18 protein-coding genes are annotated in these 17,412 nt (G+C 64.1%); 9 read left to right on the top strand and 9 right to left on the bottom strand.

Going from position 1 to position 17,412, the window contains the following annotated elements; all coding sequences use genetic code 11:
* The gene (cysK, locus tag ACWAT4_RS19820; protein WP_449727849.1) at window positions 1-978 is read right to left on the bottom strand and encodes a cysteine synthase A; all 978 of its coding nucleotides are present in this window, start codon (window positions 976-978) and stop codon (window positions 1-3) included.
* A 222-nt stretch (window positions 979-1,200) separates the two neighbouring features.
* On the opposite strand from cysK, the gene ACWAT4_RS19815 reads away from it, so the two are divergent.
* On the top strand, window positions 1,201-1,419 hold the full coding sequence (locus ACWAT4_RS19815) for a hypothetical protein (protein WP_128951697.1): 219 nt from the start codon (window positions 1,201-1,203) through the stop codon (window positions 1,417-1,419).
* Window positions 1,420-1,431: 12 nt separating this feature from the next.
* On the opposite strand, the gene tgt is transcribed toward ACWAT4_RS19815, so the two are convergent.
* On the bottom strand, window positions 1,432-2,580 hold the full coding sequence (gene tgt, locus ACWAT4_RS19810) for a tRNA guanosine(34) transglycosylase Tgt (RefSeq protein WP_449731160.1): 1,149 nt from the start codon (window positions 2,578-2,580) through the stop codon (window positions 1,432-1,434).
* 228 nt (window positions 2,581-2,808) lie between these two features.
* Here tgt and ACWAT4_RS19805 point away from each other — a divergent pair, with 228 nt between their 5' ends.
* From ACWAT4_RS19805 to ACWAT4_RS19790, 4 genes are all read left to right on the top strand, one after another.
* Window positions 2,809-3,963, top strand: coding sequence for a patatin-like phospholipase family protein (locus tag ACWAT4_RS19805; protein ID WP_212445758.1), 1,155 nt, complete (start codon window positions 2,809-2,811; stop codon window positions 3,961-3,963).
* A gap of 147 nt (window positions 3,964-4,110) precedes the next feature.
* A complete protein-coding gene (locus ACWAT4_RS19800; RefSeq protein ID WP_212303877.1) occupies window positions 4,111-4,869 on the top strand; it encodes a TetR/AcrR family transcriptional regulator in 759 nt (252 codons plus the stop codon).
* Between the two features lie 256 nt (window positions 4,870-5,125).
* Window positions 5,126-5,731 (top strand): PepSY domain-containing protein, encoded by a 606-nt coding sequence (locus ACWAT4_RS19795; RefSeq protein WP_212303878.1) that lies wholly within the window; start codon window positions 5,126-5,128, stop codon window positions 5,729-5,731.
* Between the two features lie 230 nt (window positions 5,732-5,961).
* Window positions 5,962-6,999 (top strand): aspartate-semialdehyde dehydrogenase, encoded by a 1,038-nt coding sequence (locus ACWAT4_RS19790; protein WP_449731159.1) that lies wholly within the window; start codon window positions 5,962-5,964, stop codon window positions 6,997-6,999.
* A 95-nt stretch (window positions 7,000-7,094) separates the two neighbouring features.
* Here the strand turns inward: ACWAT4_RS19790 and queA are convergent, their stop codons facing one another.
* The 5 genes from queA to coaD form a co-directional block, all read right to left on the bottom strand.
* Window positions 7,095-8,168, bottom strand: coding sequence for a tRNA preQ1(34) S-adenosylmethionine ribosyltransferase-isomerase QueA (queA, locus tag ACWAT4_RS19785; protein WP_449731158.1), 1,074 nt, complete (start codon window positions 8,166-8,168; stop codon window positions 7,095-7,097).
* Window positions 8,169-8,291: 123 nt separating this feature from the next.
* Window positions 8,292-8,756: a peptidylprolyl isomerase gene (locus ACWAT4_RS19780; protein ID WP_212303863.1), complete on the bottom strand. Its 465-nt coding sequence runs from the start codon at window positions 8,754-8,756 to the stop codon at window positions 8,292-8,294.
* Window positions 8,753-9,178, bottom strand: coding sequence for a hypothetical protein (locus ACWAT4_RS19775; RefSeq protein WP_449731233.1), 426 nt, complete (start codon window positions 9,176-9,178; stop codon window positions 8,753-8,755). The genes ACWAT4_RS19780 and ACWAT4_RS19775 overlap by 4 nt, the downstream gene beginning before the upstream one ends.
* Window positions 9,179-9,186: 8 nt before the next feature.
* Window positions 9,187-9,750 (bottom strand): peptidylprolyl isomerase, encoded by a 564-nt coding sequence (locus ACWAT4_RS19770; RefSeq protein WP_212303864.1) that lies wholly within the window; start codon window positions 9,748-9,750, stop codon window positions 9,187-9,189.
* Between the two features lie 41 nt (window positions 9,751-9,791).
* The gene (gene coaD, locus ACWAT4_RS19765) at window positions 9,792-10,286 is read right to left on the bottom strand and encodes a pantetheine-phosphate adenylyltransferase (RefSeq protein ID WP_212303865.1); all 495 of its coding nucleotides are present in this window, start codon (window positions 10,284-10,286) and stop codon (window positions 9,792-9,794) included.
* Here coaD and ACWAT4_RS19760 point away from each other — a divergent pair.
* The 4 genes from ACWAT4_RS19760 to ACWAT4_RS19745 all read left to right on the top strand — a co-directional run bounded on the left by ACWAT4_RS19760 (window position 10,276) and on the right by ACWAT4_RS19745 (window position 13,939).
* The gene (locus ACWAT4_RS19760; protein WP_212303866.1) at window positions 10,276-10,497 is read left to right on the top strand and encodes a hypothetical protein; all 222 of its coding nucleotides are present in this window, start codon (window positions 10,276-10,278) and stop codon (window positions 10,495-10,497) included. The genes coaD and ACWAT4_RS19760 overlap by 11 nt on opposite strands.
* A 46-nt stretch (window positions 10,498-10,543) precedes the next feature.
* Complete coding sequence (locus tag ACWAT4_RS19755; RefSeq protein WP_212303867.1) at window positions 10,544-10,801, top strand: hypothetical protein; 258 nt, start codon at window positions 10,544-10,546, stop codon at window positions 10,799-10,801.
* Between the two features lie 189 nt (window positions 10,802-10,990).
* Window positions 10,991-12,844, top strand: a complete 1,854-nt coding sequence (locus tag ACWAT4_RS19750; RefSeq protein WP_212447636.1) for a potassium transporter Kup — start codon at window positions 10,991-10,993, stop codon at window positions 12,842-12,844.
* A 135-nt stretch (window positions 12,845-12,979) separates the two neighbouring features.
* On the top strand, window positions 12,980-13,939 hold the full coding sequence (locus tag ACWAT4_RS19745; RefSeq protein ID WP_212303868.1) for a phosphotransferase family protein: 960 nt from the start codon (window positions 12,980-12,982) through the stop codon (window positions 13,937-13,939).
* A gap of 9 nt (window positions 13,940-13,948) precedes the next feature.
* On the opposite strand, the gene gyrA is transcribed toward ACWAT4_RS19745, so the two are convergent.
* Both gyrA and ACWAT4_RS19735 read right to left on the bottom strand, forming a co-directional pair.
* Window positions 13,949-16,687: a DNA gyrase subunit A gene (gyrA, locus tag ACWAT4_RS19740; RefSeq protein WP_449731157.1), complete on the bottom strand. Its 2,739-nt coding sequence runs from the start codon at window positions 16,685-16,687 to the stop codon at window positions 13,949-13,951.
* Between the two features lie 168 nt (window positions 16,688-16,855).
* Window positions 16,856-17,254: a DUF2306 domain-containing protein gene (locus tag ACWAT4_RS19735; protein ID WP_212303870.1), complete on the bottom strand. Its 399-nt coding sequence runs from the start codon at window positions 17,252-17,254 to the stop codon at window positions 16,856-16,858.
* Window positions 17,255-17,412 lie beyond the last annotated feature (158 nt).

The following is a 17,412-nucleotide window of genomic DNA, read 5'->3' as shown; positions in this document are numbered from 1 at the left end:
TCAGATCCCTTCAAACAGAGCGGTCGAAAGATATCGTTCGGAGAAGGACGGCACGATAGCCAAAATGGTTTTTCCCGCCGCTTCCGGCCGCTTGCCGATCTGGAGCGCTGCGGCAATCGCAGCCCCCGAGGAGATGCCGCCCGGAATGCCCTCATGCCGCGCCAGCGCCCGCGATGTCTCGATCGCGGTCGTCGAATTGATCTTCACGATCTCGTCGATCACCCCGCGATCAAGGATGTCGGGCACGAAGCCCGCGCCGATGCCCTGGATCTTGTGGGGTGTGTGCTGGCCGCCTGACAGCACCGGGCTCTCCTCGGGCTCGACCGCGACCACCCGCAAAGACGCCTTGCGCGGCTTCAGGACCTGACCGACACCCGTGATGGTGCCTCCGGTACCGACACCGGCAACGAAGAAGTCGATATTGCCGGCGGTATCGTTCCAGATCTCCTCCGCCGTTGTGCGGCGATGCACCTCGGCATTGGCGAGGTTCTTGAACTGCTGCGGCATCACCGAGTTCGGTGTCGTCTTCAAAAGCTCTTCGGCCGCTGCGATCGCGCCTTTCATGCCTTGCGCAGCCGGCGTCAGCACCAGTTCGGCACCGAGGAAGGCGAGCATCTTGCGCCGCTCGATCGACATGGATTCCGGCATCACCAGCTTCAGCCGGTAACCGCGTGACGCCGCGACGAAGGCGAGCGCAATGCCGGTATTGCCGGAGGTCGGCTCGATCAGCACGGTGTCAGGCTTGATGATGCCCGCCCTCTCCATGGCGATGATCATGGCCGCACCGATGCGGTCCTTCACGCTCGCGGCCGGATTGAAATATTCGAGCTTCGCCAGAACAGTCGCATTGACGCCGTGCATACCCGGCAGCCGGCGCAAGCGCACGATCGGCGTGTCGCCGAAAGCCTCGACGATCGAGTCATAGACGCGGCCGCGGCCGGGTTGGTGCGCTGCACCCGTGGTGGACGATGCGTCCATGATGAACTCCCTATGGCAATAGTTTGCGCTTCTGTCGCAGCGCTTGCCCAGTTACGGACAGCTTGTGACCACACGCAAGCGGCAATGCGGCACATGTTAAATACGCTGCATCGCAAAATCGCGTGAGCTTTAATTATCAGAAAACCAACGCATTTGTGTTGCGACCTCGTCAACTGATTCTGCTTATGTTAGACTTAGGTCTCGAAGCAGGAGGTCACCACGATGTCAGCAGTTGCTGAAGTGCTGTCGACCGTCGCACCAAGGCGTGATCCGCGTTGTAGCGAGTTGCCCACCTGTCCCGTCTGCGCCGACTCCATGGTCGCCGCCGAAGCTTCTGCCTACGTCTCGGACCACATGATCAGCTATCTCTGGACCTGCGACAATTGCGGCTATGGCTTCGTCACCAAGCATGCCGTTAAACAACGGATTGTGTGCAACTGATCGTTGACGCGCCTAGCGCGCGGCGATGTCGCCCTTCGCCCAATCCTCGCGCGTACGCTGATTGAACTGATCGAACGTTCCGTGTGCGATCGCGTCCCTGATGCCCTGCATCAGGGACTGGTAGTAAGCGATATTGATTTCAGAGAGCAGCATCGCTCCCAGCGTCTCGCCGGCCTTGACGAGATGGTGCAGATAGGCGCGCGCGTAGTTGCGCGCCGACGGCCATGAACTCTCTTCGTCGAGCGGACGCGGATCATCGGCGTGACGCGCGTTGCGCAAGTTCACCTGGCCGAAGCGCGTGAAGGCAACGCCATGGCGGCCGTTGCGCGTCGGCATCACGCAATCGAACATATCGACGCCGCGCTTCACCGCCTCGAGAATGTCGTCGGGCGTGCCGACGCCCATCAGATAGCGCGGACGGTCCGTCGGCAGCGCCGGCGCGGTCTCGTCGATCATCGCCAGCATCACCGCCTGCGGCTCGCCGACGGCCAGCCCGCCGATCGCGTAGCCGTGGAAGCCGATCTCGACCAGGCCTTGCGCGCTGACATGGCGCAGCTGCGGGATGTCGCCGCCCTGCACGATGCCGAACAGCATATAGCCATCAGGCGCGCTCTCGAAGGCGCGCTTACTTCGCTCGGCCCAGCGTAGCGACAGACGCATCGCGCGGTCGATGTCGTCGCGCTCGGCCGGCAGCCGCACGCACTCGTCCATCTGCATCGCGATGTCGGAGCCGAGCAGACGCTGGACCTCGATTGAGCGCTCCGGCGACAGCTCGATCTTGGCGCCGTCGATGTGCGAGCGGAAGGTGACGGCATGCTCGCTGATCTTGCGCAGGTCCGACAGCGACATCACCTGGAAGCCGCCGGAATCCGTCAGCATCGGCCCATTCCAGCCGGTGAACTTCTGCAGGCCGCCGAGGGCGTTGATGCGCTCCGCGCCGGGACGCAGCATCAGATGATAGGTATTGCCGAGCACGATGTCGGCGCCGGCATCGCGCACCTCGCGCCAATGCATGCCCTTCATGGCGCCGGCGGTGCCGACCGGCATGAAGGCGGGGGTTCGCACCATTCCATGTGGCGTGGTCAGGCGGCCGGTGCGCGCGGCACCATCGGTGCCGAGCAGCTCGAAATGGTTGGGTAGACCGGTATCAGGACGACTCATGGCGGTGCTTATTGCGTGTCGTGACATGTCGATCAACCCGCCCGGACCCGATGCCCCAGACTGGGACAGCGCTGACGCGGACGTGATCCCTGTCACGCTTGATAAATAAAACGATACAGTATAGTTTCAAAGTTGGGGCTGGACGAGACGCCGTGGCAGATTGCCGACGGCTGTAGATGCGTGATCGCCAGCCACCGACCGATGCCCTTCCCCGCATGTTCGAATGAGATGTCCGCCCTCCAGAGCGGCCGGACGAGGCGCGCGGCCGCCCACCTGATCAGGTCGCTAGCGCTGACATGCAGCCTCGCGGTCGCCGCCTGCACTTCGCTCCCCCGCACGCCCTATACGGCGGCCGATGCGAGCGGCTCGCGCGTGCTCGATATCGACGGCTTGCGGCGCTACGCAGACGAACCCGTCACCAGGTTCAGCTTCGAGCAGGACAAGGCGACCGGGAGCAAAACCTATCTGGCGCTCTCCGGCGGCGGCGCCGATGGCGCCTATGGCGTCGGCGTGCTGAACGGCTGGACCGCAGCGCGCAACCGACCGACTTTCTCTGTCGTCTCGGGCGTGAGCACCGGCGGCCTGATCGCGCCCTTCGCGTTCCTCGGGTCGCAATATGACGACACGCTGCGGGAGCTCTACACCAGCGGCATCGCCGAGAGCCTGCTGAACGATCCGAGCATCATGCGCGTGCTGTTCGGCTCCGGCCTGTTCGGCAACACGCGGCTGCGTGAGCTGGTGGCGCGCTATGTCGGGCCCGAGATCATGGCGCAGGTCGCCCGCGAAAATGCCAAGGGCCGGCGTCTATTGGTGGTCACCACGGATCTCGACACCCAGCGCACCGCGATCTGGGACATGGGAAAGATCGCGGCGGTCGGCACGCCCGAAGCGCTCAAACTGTTTCGCGACGTCATGGCCGCCTCCGCCAGCATTCCGCTGGTGTTTCCGCCGATCCTGATCGAGGCCGAAGGCCAGGGCCGCAAATTTCAGGAGATGCATGTCGACGGCGGGGTGACGGCGCCGGTGCTGACGCTGCCCGAAGCGCTGCTGTTCCAGGGCCGCCTGCCCGGCAACGCGAAGATGGACATCTATATTCTCGTCAACAAGAAGATCGAACGCAACTTCGAGCTCGTCGCCAACAGCACGATCGATGTCGCTTCACGCAGCCTGTCCTCGATCACGCAATCGCAGACGCGCTCGATCATCTTTTCGACCTATGATTTCGCCCAGCGCAACCACCTCGGCTTCCATCTCTCGTACATCGAGCGCGATTATCCGGCGCCGCCATCCGAAGGTTTCGACACCGGCTATATGCGGGCACTCTATCAATACGGATATGAGAAAGCGGCCGGCGGCCAGGCCTGGACCTCGCGGCTGCCGTAAGGTCCGCGTCACGGAACGGCGTCGGTCGGAGACCGTTGACGATACGGCCAATTCGGCCAGATTCGCGATGACGCCCCGGTTGCTGCGCGTTATACAGCAATGCACACTGGCACGACCGCGCAGGAATCATTGGACATATCATTGGGCATGGGATTGGCCGCGACCAAGGCAAGAACGGCAGCACCTCGGCGCGAGGTGTCGAAATCGCGCGGCGGTCGGCCGACGAAGAGCGCTGCGATCGAGCGCGATCAGCGGCTGATCGAGGTCGCCACGCGCCTGTTTCTCGACCGCGGTTTTGATGCGACCTCGCTCGATGCGGTGGCGGAAGCGGCCCGCGTCAGCAAGCCCACGGTTTATTCGCGCTACGGCGACAAGCGCGGCCTGTTTGCCGCCGTGCTCCGCCGCGAGATCGCGCGCTGGCTTGCGCCGCTGTCGGCGGCAGCCGAAACACAGCTCGGCAGCTCCTCCGACATTTCGGTGGAGCAGCGTCTCGTGGAGATCGGGCGCGAAATGCTTAATTTCACCTGCGGACCCGACGCCGTGGCTTTCAGCCGCATGATGACGTCGCAGGCCATCAACTTCCCTGACATCGCCAAGCTCGGCAAGGAAGAAGGTTGGCTGAAGGCCGTCGCCACCACCGCGCGCTTCTTCGATCATCTGGTGGCGCAGCGCGCGCTCGATGTCGACGACACCACGATCGCAGCCGAGGTTTTTCTCGACGTCGTCGTCGGCCACACCCACCGCATGGCGACATTCGGCACGCCGATGGAACTAAAGGCCGCCGAGAAGCGGATGCGCGCGGCGATCAAGCTGTTCCTGGCCGGCGCGATTGGCCCCGCCGACCGCGTGCAAGAAACTGCAAGAGACACCGCCAAGGCCGCCCAACGCCGCCGCCCCTCCCGCTGACATTTACGTGAGACCGGCGATTTGTCCTCTGCGGACGATGGCCGCTTCGTTGACCAAAATAAAACGATACGGTATGGTTTTGTTTATAGAGCGGTGCGGGCCACTTTTTTTTCACCAGCCCCAAAAGAGGACCGGACCGCTTGGATCGCCGCGACGGGTACAGCCCGCCACGACGCTCCGCGGCCGGCCGATGCCCAAGGCCGGCCGCGATTTCTTTACGAACATCCGGCACACTTGCTGGCCGAAGGTTTGGACCATGAGCGCGACGAGACCACGGGTGTACGGGTTGCTGGCGATCGCCCTGTCGGGGCTGCTGATCGCAACACCGGCGCGCGCGATCGTATCCGCCAGCAGCACACCGGCCGCCCTCCACAGCGAGACAGATGGCGACGCCACGGCGGACCGCCAGGCCGTCAGCCGCGAGATCGAGCGCTTCCGTAGTTCGTCGATCTCGATCGGCCAGGCCATGGCGATCGCCGAAGCCCGTCACGCCGGCGCGACTACGGCGGATATCAGCTTCGATGGTGGCTCGGGCGTACCGGTGTACCGGGTCAAGACCCTTCACAACGACCGGATCTGGCGGCACACCATCAATGCCGCAACCGGCGAGGTCATGGGTGGCGAGGCCGCCCTCCCCCTGGCCGAGCTGGATCATGAGGATCGCAGCAACCTCGCAGCGCTCGGCACCATCAGGCACCGCCTGGCTGATGCCGTGCGCGTCGCCGAGCAGGCGGCCTCTGGCAAGGCCATCAGCGGCGGGCTGGTGCGCGACCGCGGCCGGCTCAATTTCGCGATCGTCGTCATCAGCGGAGACGACCTCAAGGAGGTCCTCCTCGAACCGCCGGGCGTCCGGGGCAAATAGCGCGGGCCACAATCCCGCCCAAGAGCCATTGACGGGCGCCAGACTCTCCCGCATAAGTCGCCGCCATGTTCACGACCACCAAACGCACGACCAAAACCACCACGGCCTTCGGGGCCCGGGGAGGCGTGCGCGCGTAGTCGTCGACTAAAACGCAATCAGCTCTACCGAAGCCCCGCCCTCGATGGTCCGGGGCTTTTTTGTTGCCTGAATCTCAGCTCAAACGAAATGGAATGGAGGACAAAGTGAGTAACGATCCCGTCGTCGCGATTGTCGGCGTCACCGGTGCGGTGGGCGCCGAATTCATCGCCACCATGGACAAGCGCGGCTTTCGCGTCGGCAAGCTCAAGGCGCTCGCCAGCGCCCGCTCCGCCGGCAAGACGGTCTCGTTCCGCGGCCAGAACATCGTCATCGAGGAGCTGACCGAGCGCGCCTTCGAGGGCGTCGACATCGCGCTGTTCTCCGCCGGCAGCGGCATCTCCAAGAAGTTCGCGCCGATCGCGGTCAAGGCCGGTGCCGTCGTCGTCGACAACTCGTCCGCCTTCCGCATGGACCCGAACGTGCCGCTGGTGATCCCAGAGGTCAACGGCAACCGCATCAGGGATCACAAGGGCATCATTGCGAACCCGAATTGCGCCGCGATCACCGCGCTGGTGCCGCTCTGGCCGATCCACCAGAGGAACCGCATCAAGCGCGTCATCATCTCGACCTACCAGGCGGCTTCCGGCGCTGGCGCGGCCGCGATGGACGAGCTCGTCGAGTCCACCCGCGCCAATCTCAACGGGCAGGTCTATACGCCAAAGGTGATGCCGCACCCCTACGCCTTCAATCTCTTCAACCACAACACCGCCGTCGATCCCGAGACGGGCTACAACGACGAAGAGACCAAGGTCATCCAGGAGACCCGCAAGATCTTCGAGGACGAGAAGATCGCAATCGGCGTCACCTGCGTCCGCGTGCCGGTGCTGCGCGCGCATTGCGAGGCGATCACCTTCGAATGCGAGAAGCCGATTACCGAGGATCAGGTCCGCGCCATCATGGCGCAGGCGCCCGGCGTGAAGGTCGTCGACGATCGCGTGAAGAACTACTTCCCTATGCCAATCGACGCCTCGGGCCAGGACGACGTTCTGGTCGGCCGCATCCGCAAGGACCTCAGCGATCCCTCAGGGCACTCGATCTCGATGTTCGTGGCGGCCGATCAGCTGCTCAAGGGCGCGGCGCTGAATGCCGTGCAGATCGCCGAGCTGCTGCCGCAGCGGGTGATGGCGTAACGGACGGTGTCGTAGGGTGGTTAGCGAAGCGTAACCCACCTCTTTCGTCTCCGTGGAAACAGAAGTGGTGGGTTACGCCTTACGGCTAACCCACCCTACGGCTCTGCCCGAAACAGCAAGCATGCGTCGCCATACGAGTAGAACCGGTAGCCATTTGCGATCGCGTGCGCATAGGCCTGCTTCATCGTGTCGAGGCCAGCGAAAGCCGACACCAGCATGAACAGCGTCGATTTCGGCAAGTGGAAGTTCGTCATCAAAATATCGACGGCGCGAAAGCGATAGCCGGGTGTGATGAAAATCGACGTCTCGGCCGTAAACGGCTGGATCGTACCGTCCTCGCTGGCAGCGCTTTCCAGCAGCCGCAACGACGTGGTGCCGACGGCAACGATGCGGCCGCCCTTCTTTCGCGCGGTATTGAGCCGTTCCGCAGTCTCCGCCGAGATCGTGCCCCACTCGGCGTGCATCTTGTGGCCGTCGGTGTCGTCGACCTTGACGGGGAGGAAAGTCCCTGCCCCGACATGGAGCGTGATGCTGACGATGCCGACGCCGCGCGCGCTCAGCGCCTGCTCGAGCGCCGGGGTGAAATGGAGCCCAGCGGTGGGAGCCGCGACCGCACCTTCATTGGCAGCGAACATGGTCTGGTAGTCGGCGAGGTCCTGGTCGTCAGGCGTGCGTTTCGAGGCGATATAGGGCGGCAGCGGCGGGCTGCCGAGATCGGCGATGGCCTGATCCAACGCGGGCCCGTGGAACGAGAATGACAGCGTCACCTCGCCTTCCATGCCCTTCGCCTCGACCTCGGCATCGAGATGGCCGAGCAGGCAGACCTTGCCCTCATTGCCGAAGCGAATCCGGTCGCCAGCAACGAGCTTCTTGGCGGGCTTCACCAGCGCCTGCCAGCGCGAGCCGTCGAGACGCTTGATCAGCGTCGCCTCGATCTTCGGCTCGGTCTCGCGGCCGATGCGGCGGCCCTTGAGCTGCGCCGCGATCACTTTGGTGTCGTTGACGACGAGCTGGTCGCCCGCCTTCAGCCAGTCCGGCAAATCGGCAATGATCTGGTCGCGTAGCGACCCGTTCTCGACGACCAGCATTTTCGCGGAGTCGCGCGGATGCGCCGGGCGCAACGCGATGCGCTCGGGCGGCAGGTTGAAATCGAAGAGGTCGGTACGCATGTCTGTTTCGCCACCACCGTCATTCCGGACGCCGCGCAACGGACGCGGCGATCCGGAATCTCGAGATCGTGGCGCGAGATTCCGGGTTCGCGCTTCGCACGCCCCGGAATGACCGCTACGCGGTCACTCCTTGTCAGCCGCCATGCGCGCCTTGACGATCTTGTCCGGGTTCTGCACCGGCTCGCCGCGCTTGATCTTGTCGACGTTCTCCATGCCCTCGGTGACCTTGCCCCAAACCGTGTACTGGTTATCGAGGAAGCGGGCATCGTCGAAGCAGATGAAGAACTGGCTGTCGCCGGAATCGGGATTGGCCGCGCGCGCCATCGAGGCGGTGCCGCGCACATGCGGCTCCTTGTTGAACTCGGCCTTCAGCTTCTGGCCCGAGCCGCCGGTGCCGGTGCCGTGTGGGCAGCCGGTCTGCGCCATGAAGCCCTCGATCACACGGTGGAACACGATGCCGTCGTAGAAGCCTTCGCGGACCAGCTCCTTGATGCGCGCGACGTGACCGGGCGCGAGGTCCGGGCGCATCTCGATGGTGACGGGGCCCTGCGTAGTCTCGAGGATCAATGTGTTTTCGGTGACGCTCATGCTCGTCTCTCTTGCGTTGGGGGTGAAGTCTTGTCGGGTGACGTTTTGCGGTTACGGAACTGGATCGCGAATGGACGTCCCGCGGCAGCGCCCGCCATTGCATCGGTAAATGGCATCGGCGTGCAGCGTTGCAACGCCTCCATCACCGCGATCCGGTATTGCAGCCGGTCATTGTCGGAGGCCTCCGCGGATTCATAGGTAATCCTCGGATGGCCCAGAATGTTTCCGGACCGGTTAAAGCTCACGACGACCGTGATGTCGAGTGGGCGAGCCTTGGCAGGCGGAGGTGGCTTCCAGCAGGTCCGCAAGTGCTGGAAGACGTCCTGGATCGTGTTGACCTGCGCGTCCTCTGCGGCCGCAGGGGTGAGGCCAAACAGCAGCGCCGCGGCAGCGAGCAGGAGCCTGTCGCCGCGGCGCGTCATCATCCCGGCTACTTGATATCGGAGGCGACCTGCACCTTCACCATCTTGTCGGGATCGGTGACGGTGCCGCTCGGCGAGCCAGCCGGTGCCTTCTTCAGCTTGTCGACGACGTCCATGCCCTGCACGACCTCACCGACCACGGTGTACTGGTTGTCGAGGCTGCCGCCGTCGGCGAACATGATGAAAAACTGCGAGTTGGCGGTATCGACGCTGTCACCGCGCCGGGCCATGCCGACGACGCCGCGCGCGAAATGCACCTTGGAGAATTCCTGCTTCAAATTCGGATATTTCGACCCACCGGTGCCGTTGCCATTCTGGCCGTCGCCGGTCTGGGCCATGAAGCCGTCCATCACGCGGTGGAACGGCACGTTGTTGTAGAAGCCCTCGCGTGCAAGCTGCTTGAGGCGCTCGGCGTGCTGCGGCGCCAGATCGTTCCGGAGCTTGATGACGATGCGGCCCTTGGTGGTATCGATGACGAGCGCATTGGCCTTGTCGAGATTGGCCGGCAGCTGCTGCGCCATCGCCGGCACCGCAAACAGAAGCGCGGCAAGAACTGCGAGAATTCGGATCATGACATCTCCGGATCAGAAATGAGAAAGGAAGCGCGCCGTTATCAGGCGAATTTTGCCTTGAGCTGGGATGCAACGAGCGGCGGGACGAAGGCCGAAACGTCTCCGCCCATGGCGGCGATCTGGCGCACCAATGTGCCGTTAATCGGGCGGACCACGGGCGAAGCCGGCAGGAAGACGGTTTGCACGTCGGGCGCCATGGCGCCATTCATCCCGGCGAGCTTCATCTCGTAGTCGAGGTCGGTGCCGTCGCGCAGGCCCCGAATCATGATGGTCGCGCCATACTTGCGCGCCGCGGCGACCGCGAGATCGTCATAGGTTACGGCCTCGAGCGTGCAGCCGGCCTGTGCCGCCATCGGCCCGCAGACGTCGTGGAGCATCTTGAGCCGCTCCTCGGTCGAGAACAGCGGCTTCTTGCCGGGATGGATCCCGATCGCGACCACCAGCCGATCGCACAGCGTGACACTGCTCCGGACCACGTCCAGATGGCCGTTGGTGATGGGATCGAAGGAACCGGGATAAAAGGCAATGCGCGGCATGGCCTCCTCCTACCCCGGCTGGCCCGGCCCGGCAAGCGGGGCAGGTTCCGTATCGGTTTCTTGCCGGTTTCCGCCAATCCTGTCGGAAGGGCCTGATTTGTTTCGTCCTCGAGCCGCCCACGAAACAAAACGGGGCGCGAACGAAACCATTTCCGGCGCCGGCGAAGACGTCCTGAAACTGGTCATGGTTATCAATCCGGCCAACGAATGACGGGCCGCAGGCTTGGGCGCAGCGGCCGCATCACAGGGGACCGTCGATGATCAAGGCTCTTTCAGCGATCGCTATCGCCGCGTGCGTGGCTGCAACCCTCACCCTCCTTCCCGGTTTTGCCCCCACGGTCGAAGCCAGCGTGCCGCAGCCGCTTGCCAAGAGCGACCGGCTCGATATCAAGACCATCGGCAGGGAGTGCTCGCAGCAGGCTTGGCCGAACTTCGAGGCGTCGTGCCTGCGCCGCGCCGGCACCAAGGCTGATGTCCGCGTCGCTCGCCTCGTCACGGCGGACCGCACCCCGTAAGCGGTCTGTCAGCTCCGCGTCATAAATCTCAACATGATCCCCATGGATATTTGCGACGTCTCGTCGCAGACTGTCTGACGGTCGCGCCCCTCGGAATGGCCCGTGGGGCGCGATCCCATTGAGGGGTTGCCTTTGTCCAGTACGCCCGCAGTCGCTTCCGGCCATCATCCCGATCCGCTGCCGCTTGCCATGACCATGGGTGCCCTCGGGGTGGTCTATGGCGATATTGGCACCAGCCCCCTCTATGCTCTCAAGGAAGCCGCCAAAGCGGCCGCTCATGGCGGCACAGTGTCTCCCGAGGCCGTCCTGGGGGTTGCTTCGCTGATCCTCTGGGCGCTGCTGCTGATCATCTCGTTGAAATACGCGATGCTGATCCTGCGCGCGGACAACCGAGGCGAAGGCGGAATCGTTGCGCTGCTGGCGCTACTACACGCGCGTCACGCCCAGCCGGGCACCTGGCGAGCGCATCTGCTCGTCGTTGGCCTCGTCGGCGCCGCCCTGCTCTATGGCGACGGCGCAATCACGCCGGCGATCTCGGTGCTCTCAGCCATCGAAGGCCTCAAGGTCGATGCGCCCTCGCTCTCGCCGGTCGTCGTGCCCGTTACTGTTGCCATCCTGATCGGCCTGTTCATGATGCAGAAGCAGGGCACCGGCTTCATCGGCCGCATCTTCGGACCGGTGATGCTGGCCTGGTTCGTCGTGCTGGCCGCGCTCGGCATCCACGGCATCGTCAAGGCGCCGGCGGTTCTGGCCGCGCTCAGCCCGCTCTATGCCTTCGACTTCCTGATCCACCAGGACTTCCACATCTCCTTCGCCATCCTCGGCGCCGCCTTCCTCGCGGTCACCGGCGGCGAGGCCATGTATGCCGATATGGGCCATTTCGGCCGCTTGCCGATCCGGCTCGCCTGGTTCGCGATCTGCCTGCCGGCTCTGGTGCTGAACTACTTTGGCCAGGCCGCGCTCCTGATCACCGATCCCACGATGATCGAAAATCCGTTCTTCCAGCTCTGCCCCGACGCCCTGCATTATCTGCTGGTCGCGTTCTCGGCCGTGGCGACCGTGATCGCCTCGCAGGCGATCATCTCCGGCGTGTTCTCGCTGACCCAGCAATCGATCCAGCTCGGCTTCCTGCCGCGCATGCAGATCCGCCACACGACCAGCGATGCGATCGGCCAGATCTATGTACCGCTGGTGAACTGGCTGCTCGCGGCAGCAACGCTCGGTGCAGTGCTGAGTTTCGGCACGTCCGACGCGCTCGCCGGCGCCTATGGCATCGCGGTGTCGCTGCTGATGGCGATCACCACCCTGCTCGCTGCGCTGGTCGCGATCCAGTGGGGCTATTCGCCGTGGCTCGTGGTGGCCGTGAACGGCTTCTTCTTCGTGATCGATATCATCTTCTTCTCCGCCAATTCGATCAAGCTGTTCGAGGGCGGCTGGTTTCCGCTGCTACTCGCGGCCTTCGTTGCCTTCCTGATGCTGACCTGGCGCAGCGGCGTGAAACTCGTCGAGGCCGCGCGCGCAAAGCTGCGCCAGCCCGAGGAGGACCTGATCGAGACGGCGGTGAACAAGTGCCACGCCAGGCTGCCCGGCACGGCGGTGTACCTGGCCTCCGCCCCAAAGGGTGTGCCGCTGGCGCTCACGCAGTTCGTCAAGCACAACCACGTCCTGCACGAGCGCATCGTCCTCGTGACCGTGCTGATCGAGGAGATGCCGCATATCGCCGACCAGGACCGCGCCGAGATCATCGAGATCATCCCCGGCATCACCCGCGTGATCCTGCATTATGGCTTCATGCAGAACCCGACGATCTATGAAGGACTGATCCTCGCCTGCCGGCAGGGCAAGCTGCCCGGCATCGATCTCTCCGACATCACCTATTATGTCGGCCGCGAGACCATCATCCCGCGCGAGGACATTCCGGGCATGTGGGTCTGGCGCGAAGGTCTGTTCGCCTTCCTCCAGCGCAACGCCGAACGCTCCGCCGCGTTCTTCGGCGTGCCGACCAAGCAGGTCGTGGAGTTCGGGACCGAGCTGGAGATCTAAAGCGCGATGAGATCAGGATGAATCGTCATCGCGCTTTAGGTCGTTGTTTGAGCGTGATCTTTTCGGAGAACCGCTGCGCGCTTTTCCGGATCATGCCTTAGCGCGGCTCCGCCGTGCTGCCCGAAGCGAGCGTCGATGTCCAGCGATCCACCCTTGCAGCTAAAGCCCCGGCTGGCGATCTCGGTCGATCAGGTGCAGGCGATCATCCGTCGGATATCTCCGCACGCATCCGTCCTCGGCATCGCCGAGTTGCACGGCGGGGAGATCAGCACCGTGCTCGAGATCGCGCTGGCAGACGCACCGGCCTGCATCCTCAAGGTCTATCCGGAATCGCTGCAGTGGAAGATGGCCAAGGAGGTCTACGTGCTGGGTCTCCTGCGGGACCTCGGCGCAGCCATCCCCAAAATCCTGCTCGCCGACGACACGCGATCAGTGATCGACCTGAACTATGTGCTCATGACCAGACTCGACGGCACGGTGCTCGGCCGCCGCGAGGCGACGCTGTCGGAAGCCGAGCTGACAGCGATCTACGCGGAGATGGGAGCAACATTGCGAGCGATCAACGACGTCGCCCTCGACAGCTTTGGCTATATCGGCCCGAATGGCGTCTGGACGGCGCATCCGAGCAACCATGCCTACATGTCCGCGCAGTTCGAGCGGAAGCTGACGGAATTTTGCGCGCGGGACGGCGATCCCGCACTGGCCGCGCGCTTGCGGGACAGCGTTGCGGAGCGAGAGCACCTGTTCGCGGCGGCAATCACCCCTCGCCTCTGCCACTACGATTTCCATGCCGGCAATGTGCTGGTAACGTCGCAGGGCGAGCCGCACCTGACGGGCATCGTCGACTTCGAGAACGCGACATCAGGCGATCCGCTGATGGATATCGCGAAGGCGCTGTACTATTTCACGCCGAAGGACGCCCCGAAACGCGACGGATTGCTCGCCGGCTATGGCCCAATTGGGCGCCCCGACTGGCAGGAGACACTCGCCCTCTACCGCACCTATTGCACGCTGGAGCTTTGGTGCTGGATGGCGCAGATCGGCAAGCACGAGGCACTTGCCGGTCTCACGGCGGAGCTCACGGACGCCGGCTAGAACGGGACATTACGCCCCGTTCCCGCCCTCGCCGTTGCCGCTCTCGGCCTCTTCCGTGATGTGCTCGACCGAGACGACATGCTCGTCCTCGGCGGTGTCGAACACGATCACGCCTTGCGTCGAGCGGCCGGCAATGCGGATGCCCTCGACCGGACAGCGGATCAGCTGACCCTTGTCGGTCACCAGCATGATCTGGTCGGCGTCCTCCACCGGGAACGAGGCGACCAGATTGCCGTTGCGGTTGTTGACGCTCATGGCGACGATGCCTTTGCCGCCGCGGCCCGTGGTGCGGTACTCGTAGGACGAAGTCCGTTTGCCATAGCCGTTGACGGAGACGGTCAGCACCACCTGCTCGGCCGCCGACATCTCGGCATAGCGTTCCTGCGGAAGCTGGAAGCTGCCGGAGCTCTCCTCCGCCTCGGCATCCGCCGAGGCCTCTTCCGTTGTGGCTTCGCCGGCCACCGCGCGGCGCATCTTCAGGTACGCCGAGCGCTCGTCCGACGTGGTCTCGACATGGCGCAGGATCGCCAGCGAAATCACCTTGTCGCCCTCGCCAAGCGCGATGCCGCGCACGCCCATCGAGGTGCGCCCGGTGAACACGCGCACATCGGTCACGGGGAAGCGGATGCACTGGCCGCCGGCGCCGGTCAGCAGCACGTCGTCGTGCTCGGTGCAGATCTGCACGTCGACGATCGCTTCATTGTCGTCGAGCTTCATCGCGATGATGCCGGAGCGGCGGACGTCGACGAAGTCGGACAGCTTGTTGCGTCGGACGTTGCCGCCCGTCGTGGCGAACATCACGTCGAGCTGAGCCCAGGTCGATTCGTCCTCGGGCAGCGGCATGATGGTGGTGATGCGCTCGCCCTGCTCCAGCGGCAGGATGTTGATCATCGCCTTGCCGCGCGCGTTCGGTGCGGCCATCGGCAGGCGCCAGACCTTCTCCTTGTAGACCTGACCGCGCGACGAGAAGAACAACACCGGCGTGTGCGTGGAGGCCACGAACAGGCGGCTGACGAAATCCTCGTCGCGGGTTTGCATGCCGGCGCGGCCCTTGCCGCCGCGGCGCTGCGCCCGATAGGCCGACAGCGGCACGCGCTTGACGTAGCCGGCATGGGAGACGGTGACGACCATGTCCTCGCGCTGGATCAGGTCCTCGTCCTCGACCTCGCCTTCCTGCTCCATGATCATGGTCCGGCGCGGGGTGGCGAACTCGGCCTTCACCTCGGCGAGCTCGGTCTTGATGATGCTCAGCACGCGCTCGCGCGAGCGCAGGATGTCGAGATAATCGGCGATCTCGCCGGCGAGCTTGTCGAGCTCGTCGCGGATTTCGTCACGACCGAGTGCAGTGAGGCGCTGAAGGCGCAGATCGAGAATGGCCCTCGCCTGTTCCATCGACAGCCGGATCGTGCCGTTCTCGCTGATGCGGTGGCGCGGATCATCGATCAGCGTCAGCATGTCCTCGACATCGCGGGCCGGCCAGTCGCGCGACATCAGGGTGTCGCGCGCGGTGGTCGGGTCGGGCGAAGTCCGGATGACGCGGATCATCTCGTCGATATTGGCAACCGCGATCGCCAGACCGACCAAAATATGCGCGCGATCGCGCGCCTTGGCGAGCAGGTACTTGGTGCGTCGCGTGACGACCCGCTCACGGAAGTCGACGAAGATCGCCAGCAGGTCCTTCAGATGCATGATCCGCGGACGGCCGCTGTCGAGCGCAACCATGTTGACGCCGAAGCTCGTCTGCAGCGGCGTGAATCTGTAGAGCTGGTTCAGAACCACGTCCGGCACGGCGTCACGCTTCAATTCGATGACGACGCGATAGCCTTCGCGGTCGGATTCATCGCGCAGGTCGCCGATGCCCTCGATCTTCTTTTCCTTGACCAGCTCGGCGATGCGCTCGACCATCGTGGCCTTGTTCACCTGGTAGGGAATCTCGGTGATGATGAGCGCCTCGCGCTCCTTGCGGATGGTCTCGATCGCGACCTTGCCGCGCATGACGATCGAGCCACGGCCGAGGTGATAGGCCGAGCGGATGCCCTGCCGTCCGAGAATGACGCCGCCGGTCGGGAAATCCGGTCCCGGCACGATGTTGATGAGTTCGTCGATGGTCAGCGCGGGGTTGTCGATCAGCGCGACGCAGGCGTCGATGACCTCGCCGAGATTATGCGGCGGGATGTTGGTCGCCATGCCGACCGCGATGCCGCCGGCGCCGTTGACGAGAAGGTTCGGGAACTTGGCCGGAAGAACCGACGGCTCGGTCTCGTTGTTGTCGTAGTTCGGCTGGAAGTCGACGGTGTCCTTGTCGATGTCGGCCAGCAGAGCCAGCGCCGCCTTGGTTAGCCGCGCTTCGGTGTAACGATAGGCGGCCGGGGGATCGCCGTCGACCGAGCCGAAATTGCCCTGACCGTCGATCAGCGGCACGCGCATCGAGAAGTCCTGCGCCATGCGGACCATGGCATCGTAAATCGACTGGTCGCCGTGCGGGTGATACTTACCGATGACGTCGCCGACCACGCGGGCGGATTTGACGTACTTCTTGTCGGGCGTGTGCCCCTGCTCGTTCATCGAGTACAGGATGCGGCGGTGCACAGGCTTCAGACCGTCGCGGGCATCTGGCAGCGCACGCGCCACGATCACGCTCATGGCGTAGTCGAGATACGACTTCTTCATCTCCTCGAAGATGGAGACGGGGCGAATATCCGAGGGTTGCGCCGGCTGGTCGCCGGGCTTGTTGTCGTCGTCAGCCAAGGGGGAATCCGGTGAAATTTTATCTGGGAATCATATAGCGCATCGGCCCCCTGATAACCACCCTTGCGAGGTCCTGGGAAGCGCTTTTTCCGACTGTTTTTCCAGAGACTTACGCCCTTCCCGGCACCATCGAGGGCGGGGCCGGAACGAGCCCGGCGGAACCGCCGCTCAAGCCCCGAAAATCACCCGGTGCATGATGCGTCCGGGCACCAGCGTGAACAGGCCCGCGACCACCAGCGCGCCGGTGAACAGGAAGATCATGGTCCATCGATGAGCGACGACGCGATGGGTGCGGGCCCGCCATACCGCCAGCGGCAGCATCACCAGTGTGAAGATCGACAGGAGATGGATCGGACTGAACGGGCCGACCAAGCGGATCTGGTGGATCCAGAAAGACGAGAGAGCCACCACGGCCATCAGCGCCACCCAGATCCAGCCGAGCGTCCGGTGCGGCAGCGTGCCCTTCGGAGCGGCGAACTGGACGATGCCAAGCACGAACGCCGCCATCGCCGCGAAGGCGTGCAAGGGGATCGCCGGAGCAGCGTCAAGCAGTGGCGCGAGGCTCATATGGCGACCTCCAGCCGCGGAAACGGCCATGTAAACAGAATTAACATAAAGTTAATACCATTCACATCGCGCCCCCATCAAGGCTTGAGGCAATACGTGAGGCCGGCTCGGAAAAACCGAGCTCGCCCCGTCAATTGGCAAGAAATCCTGCCGCTTTA

Source organism: Bradyrhizobium sp. T-1 (assembly GCF_053592855.1).
Note: the sequence above shows the minus strand (reverse complement) of the source record. Positions and strands in the feature narration are given on the sequence as shown.